The organism is Streptomyces sp. NPDC053755 (assembly GCF_040677675.1).
Taxonomy (GTDB): domain Bacteria; phylum Actinomycetota; class Actinomycetes; order Streptomycetales; family Streptomycetaceae; genus Streptomyces.
Map to the genome: position 1 here is coordinate 20,068 of NZ_JBFASK010000023.1, position 8,946 is coordinate 29,013.

8 protein-coding genes are annotated in these 8,946 nt (G+C 73.3%); 5 read left to right on the forward strand and 3 right to left on the reverse strand.

Annotation, left to right across the window (positions count from 1 at the left end; all coding sequences use genetic code 11):
• The first annotated feature begins 39 nt into the window (after window positions 1-39).
• The 5 genes from AB0K65_RS21770 (at window position 40) to AB0K65_RS21790 (ending at window position 6,309) form a co-directional block, all read left to right on the forward strand.
• Window positions 40-1,086 carry an ATP-binding cassette domain-containing protein gene (locus tag AB0K65_RS21770; RefSeq protein ID WP_365718916.1) on the forward strand — a complete coding sequence of 349 codons (1,047 nt, stop codon included), beginning with the start codon at window positions 40-42 and terminating at the stop codon, window positions 1,084-1,086.
• Window positions 1,058-3,145, forward strand: coding sequence for a YhgE/Pip domain-containing protein (locus AB0K65_RS21775; RefSeq protein WP_365718918.1), 2,088 nt, complete (start codon window positions 1,058-1,060; stop codon window positions 3,143-3,145). The genes AB0K65_RS21770 and AB0K65_RS21775 overlap by 29 nt, the downstream gene beginning before the upstream one ends.
• Window positions 3,146-3,227: 82 nt before the next feature.
• Window positions 3,228-3,836 carry a helix-turn-helix domain-containing protein gene (locus AB0K65_RS21780; protein ID WP_365718920.1) on the forward strand — a complete coding sequence of 203 codons (609 nt, stop codon included), beginning with the start codon at window positions 3,228-3,230 and terminating at the stop codon, window positions 3,834-3,836.
• A gap of 390 nt (window positions 3,837-4,226) precedes the next feature.
• Complete coding sequence (locus AB0K65_RS21785) at window positions 4,227-4,856, forward strand: DUF4126 domain-containing protein (protein ID WP_365718922.1); 630 nt, start codon at window positions 4,227-4,229, stop codon at window positions 4,854-4,856.
• Between the two features lie 10 nt (window positions 4,857-4,866).
• Window positions 4,867-6,309 carry an NAD(P)/FAD-dependent oxidoreductase gene (locus AB0K65_RS21790; protein WP_365718923.1) on the forward strand — a complete coding sequence of 481 codons (1,443 nt, stop codon included), beginning with the start codon at window positions 4,867-4,869 and terminating at the stop codon, window positions 6,307-6,309.
• A gap of 75 nt (window positions 6,310-6,384) precedes the next feature.
• Here AB0K65_RS21790 and AB0K65_RS21795 read toward each other — a convergent pair whose 3' ends face one another.
• The 3 genes from AB0K65_RS21795 to thiE all read right to left on the reverse strand — a co-directional run bounded on the left by AB0K65_RS21795 (window position 6,385) and on the right by thiE (window position 8,890).
• Window positions 6,385-7,194 (reverse strand): hypothetical protein, encoded by an 810-nt coding sequence (locus tag AB0K65_RS21795; protein ID WP_365718925.1) that lies wholly within the window; start codon window positions 7,192-7,194, stop codon window positions 6,385-6,387.
• Between the two features lie 51 nt (window positions 7,195-7,245).
• Entirely contained in the window at window positions 7,246-8,163 is a 918-nt protein-coding gene (metF, locus tag AB0K65_RS21800; protein WP_365718927.1) for a methylenetetrahydrofolate reductase [NAD(P)H], read from the reverse strand.
• Window positions 8,164-8,236: 73 nt separating this feature from the next.
• Window positions 8,237-8,890: a thiamine phosphate synthase gene (thiE, locus tag AB0K65_RS21805; protein ID WP_365718929.1), complete on the reverse strand. Its 654-nt coding sequence runs from the start codon at window positions 8,888-8,890 to the stop codon at window positions 8,237-8,239.
• Window positions 8,891-8,946: the final 56 nt, after the last annotated feature.

Sequence of the window (8,946 nt, forward strand, 5' to 3'; positions counted from 1 at the left end):
CACTGACCGGTCAGTGCAAAATCAGAAGGGGGTGGATCCGTGGCAGCGCATGCGGAGGAGCCACAGGGCGCCGCCGTCGTCGCGGACGGATTCGGACTGAAGGGGCCACGCGGCTGGGCCTTCCGCGAGGTCGGCTTCCGGGCGGACCCGGGGGCCCTCGTCGCGATCGAGGGCCCGTCCGGTTCGGGCCGCACCTGTCTCCTGCTCGCCCTCACCGGCCGGATGAAACCCCACGAGGGCCACGCCGAGGTCGCCGGGCACCGGCTCCCCCGGCACATGGGGGCCGTGCGCCGGATCAGCGCGCTCGGCCCGGTCCCGGGCGTCAGCGACCTCGACCCGGCGTTCACCGTCGACGAGCACCTGCGCGAGCGGGCGCTGCTCCAGCGCCGCTTCGACGGTTCCCTCCGGTCCCTGCTGCGCCCGCCCGGGGAGCGGGCCGCCGACGCGCGGACCCGGATCCAGGAGGCGCTGAAGGCCGCCGGGCTCGACCCGGCCACCCTCCCGAAGGCGGGGAGGACCTCCGTACGGGATCTGGAGCGCCTGGAGGCCCTGCGCCTCTCCGTCGCCCTGGCCCTGATCGGCAGGCCCCGGCTGCTCGCCCTGGACGACACCGACCTCAAGCTCTCGGACACCGACCGGGCCGCGGGCTGGTCGCTGCTGCGCTCGATCGCCGACGCCGGCACGACCGTCCTCGCCGTGTGCAGCGAGGCCCCCGAGGGCGCCCTGAGGGTCACCACGGCGTCCCGCACGACCGGCACCACGGGCGGCGACGCCACCGACGCTGCCGTCCCTGACGCAGCCGACGAGAGCGACGCCGGGACCGCTCAGGACACCGCCGAGGAGCGGACGGGCGAGGCGCCCGCACAGGACACCGCCCAGAAGCCCGGCACCGAGGAGACCGGCACCGAGGACCGCGGTGGCGACGCGCCCGGTGACCCGGACGCGGCCGCCGCCGGGAAGAACGCCGCAAAGAGGAAGACCGCCGGGAAGAACGCCGCCGAGGACACCGCCGAGGCGGGCGACGGCGACGCCGACACCATCGAGGAGGGGGCGGCCGATGCGCTCGCCGAAACTGGCCGCGCTTGAGCTGAAGCGCTTCGGCAGGGGCAAGCTGCCGCGGGCCGCGCTCGTCGCGATCCTGCTGCTGCCGCTGCTCTACGGCGCGCTGTACCTCTGGTCCTTCTGGGATCCCTACAGCAGGCTCGACCGGATACCCGTCGCGCTCGTCAACGAGGACCGGGGCGCCACGACCGGCGGCACGAAGGTCCACGCGGGCGACGACATCACCAAGGGGCTGCGCGAGAGCAAGGTATTCGAGTGGCACGAGGTGAGCGACGCCGAGGCCCGCGAGGGCGTGGAGGACGGCACGTACTACCTCTCGCTCACCATGCCCGCCGACTTCAGCACCCGGATCGCGTCCAGCTCCGGCGACGCCCCGGAGACCGGCGCGCTGAGGGTCCGTACGAACGACGCCAACAACTACATCGTCGGGCAGATCTCCCGGACGGTGTTCTCCGAGGTCCGCACCGCGGCCTCCACCAAGTCCTCGCGCTCCTTCCTCGACCGGATCTTCATCTCCTTCTCCGACATCCACGACGCGACCGAGAAGGCCGCGCGGGGCGCCGGACAGCTCAAGGCGGGCGCGGACAAGGCCAAGAAGGGCTCCAAGAGCCTGGCCGACGGGCTGAAGACCGCGAAGGAGGGAAGCGGCGACCTGGCCTCCGGTCTCAGGAAGCTGGACAAGGGCGCCGCCGACCTGGAGACCGGCTCCCGGCAGGTCGCCGACGGCACCAAGGCCCTCGCCGACAAGGTCAACGGCAAGGCCGCGCAGGTCCGCCCCTACCTGAAGAACAACGGCAAGGCGATCGGTGACACCGCCCGCCTGGTGGCCGACTCCACCGCGGCCGTGCGCCACGACCTCGACGACCTGGTCAGGCGCGCCCCGATCGCCCGCAGCGCCGCCCACCTCGCCGACGACACGCTCGAGAAGGTCCACCGCGAGCAGTGCGTGGACAAGCCGCTCCCGGACCCGAAGGCGTGCCCGGCCCTCAAGGAGGCCAAGGTCGCGGCCGACGACGTGGCGAAGATCGCCGACGACCTGCACGAGCTGACCAAGGACAGCACGGGTGACCTGAAGAAGCTCGACGGCCGGCTCGCCACCCTGCAGAAGCAGGCCGAGGACCTCGCCAAGGCCGCGCCGACCCTCGAGGAGGACCTCGACGGCGCCGTCGCCAAGATCAACAAGCTCAACACCGGGGCACAGAAGGTCGCCAAGGGAGCCGACGAGCTGCACACCGGCCTCACCACCGCCAAGACCGGCTCCAAGAACCTCGACACCGGTGTCGGCAAGCTCAAGAAGGGCGCGGGCGACCTCGACGGCGGCCTGTTCAAGCTGGTCGACGGCTCGGGTGAGCTGGCCGGCGGGCTCAAGGACGGGGTCGCCAGAATCCCGGACTACGACAAGCAGGACCGCGACCGCCGTACGGAGGTCATGGCCGACCCCGTCGAGCTCGCCTCCCAGTCGCTGCACAAGGCGCCCAACTACGGCACCGGCTTCGCCCCGTACTTCATCCCGCTCTCCCTCTGGGTCGGCGCGATGGTGGCGTACATGCTGATCCAGCCGCTCAACCGGCGCGCCCTGGCCGCCGGGGCCTCGGCCTGGCGGATCGCGCTGGCCGGGTGGCTCCCCGTCGCGGCGATCGGGCTGCTCCAGGTCGCCGCCCTGATGTCGGTGCTGCACTGGGGCCTCGGTCTGAAGATGGCCACGGCGGCCGGCACGGTCGGTTTCCTGGCCCTGGTGACCTGCTGCTTCGCCGCGATCATCCAGTGGCTGAACGCCCGCTTCGGCGCGGCGGGACGGATCCTCGTCCTCGCCGTGCTGATGCTGCAGCTGACCTCGGCGGGCGGTACGTACCCCGTGCAGACCAGTCCGGGCTTCTTCAACGCCATCCACCCCTTCCTGCCGATGAGCTACGTGGTCGAGGCCCTGCGGCGACTGATCACGGGCGGCGGGACCGGCCCGGTGTGGCAGGCGGTCGTGGTGCTGAGCGCCTTCACGGTGGGCGCCCTGGCGCTGACCGCCCTCTCCGCCCGGAGCAAGCAGGTGTGGACGCTGGACCGGCTCCACCCCGAACTGTCCCTGTGAGGAACGGTCCCGGTGACGGACTGTCCGGCGACGGACCGGTACCGGGACCCCGAGACCTGCCACACCTGTGAGAATCGAGCCCATGGACAGCAGCAGCACCAGACGCCGGGCCACGCGCGCGAAGCTCTACGAGGCCGCCGTCACCCTCATCGCCGAACAGGGCTTCTCGGCGACGACGGTGGACGAGATCGCCGAGCGCGCGGGCGTCGCCAAGGGCACGGTGTACTACAACTTCAAGAGCAAGACCGAACTCTTCGAGGAGCTGCTGCGGCACGGCGTGGGCCTGCTCACCGCCTCGCTCCGTGACGCCGCGGAGGAGACGGCACGGCGGGGCGGCAGCCGGGTCGACGCGCTGGACGCGATGATCCGGGCCGGTCTGGTCTTCATCGACCGCTATCCGGCCTTCACCCAGCTGTACGTAGCCGAGCTCTGGCGCACGAACCGGGCCTGGAACGAGACCCTCCTGGTGGTCCGGCAACAGGCGGTCGCCGTGGTGGAGGGCGTGCTCCGCGAAGGCGTCGAGGCGGGGGAGCTGAGCGAGGAGATCGACATCCCGCTCACGGCGGCGGCGCTGGTCGGCATGGTCCTGGTCGCCGCGCTCGACTGGCAGGCGTTCCAGCGGGAGCGCTCGATCGACGACGTCCACAGCGCGCTCTCCCGGCTGCTGCACGGGCGGGTGAGCGGCCGGTAGCCCCCGGGCCCGGTTCACCTCCGGGCGCCGAGAGCCGGGCACAGACGGCCGTACGTGATCCCCCGGCGCGCCACTCGCCCGGGGCCGGCCGCGCTCGAACGCGAAGACGCCGGTCCGGCGAGGCTCGATCCCCCCGAGCCTCGCCGGACCGGCGCTCCTCCCCCTTCCCCGTGCACCCCCGTGCCCCCCGTTGCGGCAGGTGCGCGGCCCCCATCCGCAGCCCCGTGTCCGCGGTTGCGGAGCCGCGCCCCTCCCGTGCTCACCACTCTGCCGTCCTCGCAGGTCACCGCCCATCCGCGCAGCTACTCATCCGGACGTCTGAGTACCCGTACTCACCCCTGCGTTCCCGACCTCACGCGCGGGGGGCGGCCGCTGGCTACGATCGCGTCCGTGTCCGTACTCCCCCTGGTCTTCACCAGTGGCTGGGCGAGCGGGATCAACGCGTACGCGGTGGTCCTGCTGCTCGGCCTCTTCGGCGCGACCGGCCTCACCGACGAGGTGCCCGAGTCGCTGCAGCGCACCGACGTCCTGATCGCCGCCGGGGTGCTGTTCCTCTGCGAAGCGGTGGCGGACAAGGTCCCTTACCTCGACTCGGCCTGGGACGCCGTCCACACGGTGATCCGCCCGATCGCGGGCGCCGTGGTCGGCGCGCTGCTCGCCGGGCAGTCCGGTTCGCTGCCGGAACTGGCCGCCGGCGCGGTGGGCGGCACCACCGCACTGCTGAGCCATCTGGTCAAGGCCGGGACGCGGATGGCGATCAACACCTCGCCGGAACCGTTCTCCAACGTCATGGCGAGCCTCGCCGAGGACCTCGGCGTCGCCGGGATCGTCACCTTCGCCATGTTCCACCCGGAGATCGCGGCCGCCCTCGCCGCCGGCCTGCTCGTGCTCGGCCTCGTGGCGCTGGGCTTCCTCGCCCACCGCATCCGCCGCTTCCTGCGCCGCCGGGCCCAGCGCCGGGAGGAGAAGCGGCCGGCGGCCTCCGAGGCTGCCGACAGGGTCCGCCACCCCGGCGGATAGGGTCGCTGACATGGCACGGATTGTGGTGATCGGCGCCGGCATGGGCGCCATGGCGGCGGCCGCCCGGCTGGCCGTGGCGGGCCACCGGGTGACGGTGTACGAACGCACGGAGACCTACGGCGGCGCGGTGCGCCGGTTCGAACGCGACGGGTTCGCCTTCGACACGGGGCCGGGGCTGCTCCATCTGCCCGCCGTCTACCGCGATCTGTTCGTCAAGACCGGCAAGGAGCCGCTGGAGGAGTGCGTCGACCTGGTCCAGGTCGACCCGGCGAGCCGTCAGGTCTTCGCCGACGGGACCCGGGTCGATCTCCCCAACGCCTCCCGCGCGGGCACGGTCGCCGCACTGGACGGGGCGCTCGGCGCCGGCGCGGGGGAACGCTGGGGCGACTTCATGGTCCGGGCCCGCGAGGCGTGGGACCGCACCCGGCGCCCCCTTCTGGAGGAGCCCCAGCCCGCCGACCCCGCGGCGCTGGGCCGCGAACCCTACCCGGCGCTCAAGGCGGGCTTCCTGCGGCGCCCCACGACCACGCTCGCCGGGATCGGCACGCGGGAGCTGCGCGACTCCCGGCTCGCCGCCCTCCTGGACGCGTACGCGACGGCGTACGGCTTCGATCCCGCCACCGCCCCCGCGGCGGCCGCCGTCCTGCCGTACCTGGAGCAGACCTTCGGCACCTGGTACGTGAAGGGCGGCATCCGGGCGCTCGCGGACGCCGTGTACGCGCGGTGCCTGCGGCGGAGGGTGGAGTTCGTCTTCGACGCGGCCGTCCGCGACGTGCTGAAGGAGGACGGCCGTGCCACGGGTGTCCGGCTGGCGTCGGGCGAGGCCGTCGAGGCGGACCAGGTGGTCGCGGGCGCGCCCGTGCCGGCGCTCCTGCGTGACCATGTCGTCGCCTGGGGCGGCCGGGACGACCTGGCGCCGCACCATCAGGTCCTCGGTACGGGCCGGGTGACGGTCTGTCTGGCCCTGCGCGGCGCCCGGGAGGCGGACGCCGTGCACCGGACCGTCGTCCACGCGGCCGGCGAGCGGCCCACGGTGACGGTCCTGCGGCCCGGCGACCCGGCGCTGCGGCCGGACGACGGGCACGAGGCGGTGACGGTCACCGCGACGGTGCCCCTGCTCCCGGAGGGGGAGCGGGACTGGCGGACGGTCGCCGACCGCGCGGTCGCCCAGGCCGAGTCGGCAGTCCCGGACCTGCGCGGGCGCCTGCTGTGGCGGGAGGTCCGCACCCCGGAGGACACCCTGCGGGAGACGGGCACCGCCGAGGTCCCCGGGCCCGCGCTCGCCGGCGGCGCCGGAAAGTGGCTGCCCGCCCCCAACCGCTCCCCGCTGGCCGGGCTTCACCTCGCCGGCGGCTGGTCCCACCCCGGCGGCGGGCTCCCGCACGCCGGGATGTCGGGCGCCCTCGTCGCCGGCCTGATCGTCGAGGGCGCCGGCTTCCGCGGCTCGCGGTAGCCGAAGCGGAAGCCGCTCGCCCGGAGCCCTGCCCGCCTCCCGGCGGGCGGCGGGGCGCCGGTCCGACGGGCCGGTTCAGTACCGGTACTGCTGGTCGTTGCCGTAGTCGTGGTTCTCCTGGCCCTGCTGGTACGGGGGCTGTTCGCCGTCCCGCTGCTGCGGGACCCAGACGCCGCCGGGCGGGGTGTCGTAGGTGTAGGCGGACGCGTAGGGGTCGGCGTAGGGCTGCTGGCCGGGCGTGGCGTAGTCGTACGAGGCGTACTGCTGGCCGTCGATGCCCGGGCCGATGTACGGGTCGGAGTAGGCGGCGTACTGCTGCTGCCCGGAGCCGTAGTCGTACGCGGGCTGGTCGTAGGCGGGCTGCTGTCCGTACTGCTGCGCGTAGGGGTCGTAACCTCCGCCGCCGTACGCCTGGCCCGCCTCGGAGCGGGGCTCCGCCTGGTCGTACGCGCCGGCGTAGACGCCGTACTGGCCGGTGTCGTCGGGCATCGGCTGGGGCTCGTACACCGCGAAGTCCTCGGCGGCGGACGGCGCGGGCTCCACCGGCTCGTAGGCGAGCTCGGTGACCTCCAGCGTCGGACCGGCGGCCTCGGCCGGTGCGGCGGAGCGGCGGCGGCGGCTCGCGCCGGGGCTGCCGCCGATGGCCCAGCCGGTGGAGAAGCCGCGGCGGAAGGAGAGCGTCACATAGGTCTGCCCGACGGCGAAGGCGACGGCGCCGGCGATGATCACGGCGACCGACGGCAGCAGGACGCCGAAGACGACGCCGAGGAAGCCGCAGAACGCGAGGACGCGCCAGCGCAGCCGCGCCTTGTACTGCAGGAGCACCTCACCCAGCAGCCACAACGCCACGACACCGAACGCGATGTAGAGGACCGTCCACCCCATGCCCGCCCCTCTCCTACGGCCACCGCCGCGGGTCTGGGGCGGGTACGCCGGTCACGACTGCACGTGCAGTCCGAGATTCTCGTAGATCTCCAGCGTCGCGGTGGAGTTGTTCAGCGTGATGAAGTGCAGTCCGGGGACACCCTCGGAGAGCAGACGCGCGCAGAACTCCGTCGCGAACTCGATGCCAATGGAGCGTACAGCGGCCGGATCGTCCTTGACGGCGAGGATGCGTTCTTTCACGTCGGCGGGGAAGGCCGCGTTGCTCAGCTGGGGCAGCCGGTCGAGGGTCCTGACGTTCACAACGGGCATGACTTCGGGGATGATCGGCGTCTCGCAGCCGGCCTTCTGGACGCTGTCCCGCATCCGGAGGTAGTTCTCCGGATCGAAGAACATCTGGGTGATGGCGTAGTCGGCGCCGGCGCGGCACTTGTCCACGAAGTGCCGGATGTCCGTGTCCCAGTCGCTGGAGCGGGGATGCATCTCGGGGAAGGCGGCGACGCCGACGCAGAAGTCGCCGGACTCCTTGATCAGCCGGACGAGGTCGGCGGCGTACTGGACGCCCTCCGGGTGCTCGATCCACTCCCCGAGGGGGTCGCCCGGCGGGTCCCCGCGCAGCGCGAGCATGTTGCGGATACCGGCGTCGGCGTACTGCCCCAGGACATTGCGCAGCTCGGCGACCGAGTGGTCGACGGCGGTGAGGTGCGCCACCGGGGTGAGGGTCGTGTCGGCGGCGATCTTCTGCGTGGCCTTGACCGTCCCGCCGCGGGTGGATCCGCCGGCGCCGTAGGTCACCGAGACGAAGCTGGGCGCCACCGCCTCGATTCTGCGCAGGGCGTTCCAGAGGCTTCGCTCGCCCTTCTCGGTCCTGGGCGCGAAGAACTCGAAGGAGTACGAGCGTGCACCGGACGCGAGGATGTCGCGGACCGTGCGCGCGCGGTCCGAGCGGGTGGAAGCGGTACCAAGGGCCATACCGGCAGGTTAGACGGGGTACCCCCGCCGGCGAAGCGGAGTCCGAAAGATGGACATCGTCAAAAGACGGACGTCATCCGGAGATCCGCTCGCGGACCCGCTTGGCCAGGCGGGCCGTGGCCGCGGCCGGGTCGTCGGCCTCGGTGATCGCCCGGACGACGACGATCCGGCGGGCCCCGGCGTCCAGGACCTCGTCCAGGGTGGTCTCGTCGATGCCGCCGATGGCGAACCAGGGCCGCTCCTGACCGAGGGAGGCGGCGTACCGCACGAGCCCGAGGCCCGGTGCGTACCGGCCGGGCTTGGTGGGGGTGGGCCAGCAGGGTCCGGTGCAGAAGTAGTCGACGCCCGGGGCGGCGACGGCGTCGTCCACCTCGGACTCGGCGTGGCAGGAGCGGCCGATCAGCACGTCGTCGCCCAGGACGGCCCGCGCCGCTGGGACGGGCAGGTCGCCCTGGCCCAGGTGCAGCACGTCGGAGCCGATGGCGTGGGCGACATCGGCCCGGTCGTTGACGGCGAGCAGCGTGCCGTGGCGACGGCAGGCGTCGGCGAGGACGGCGAGGTGCTCCAGCTCCTCGCCGGCCTCCATGCCCTTGTCGCGGAGCTGCACGATGTCCACGCCGGAGGAGAGCACGGCGTCGAGGAACGCGGGCAGGTCGCCCTGGCGCCTGCGGGCGTCCGTGCAGAGGTACAGCCGGGCGTCGGCGAGCTGCGCGCGTGGCGTGGACATGGGTGGTTCCCCCCCGGTCGGTGCGGTGGCGCCGTGGGGCCGGGCGGGCCGGCCCC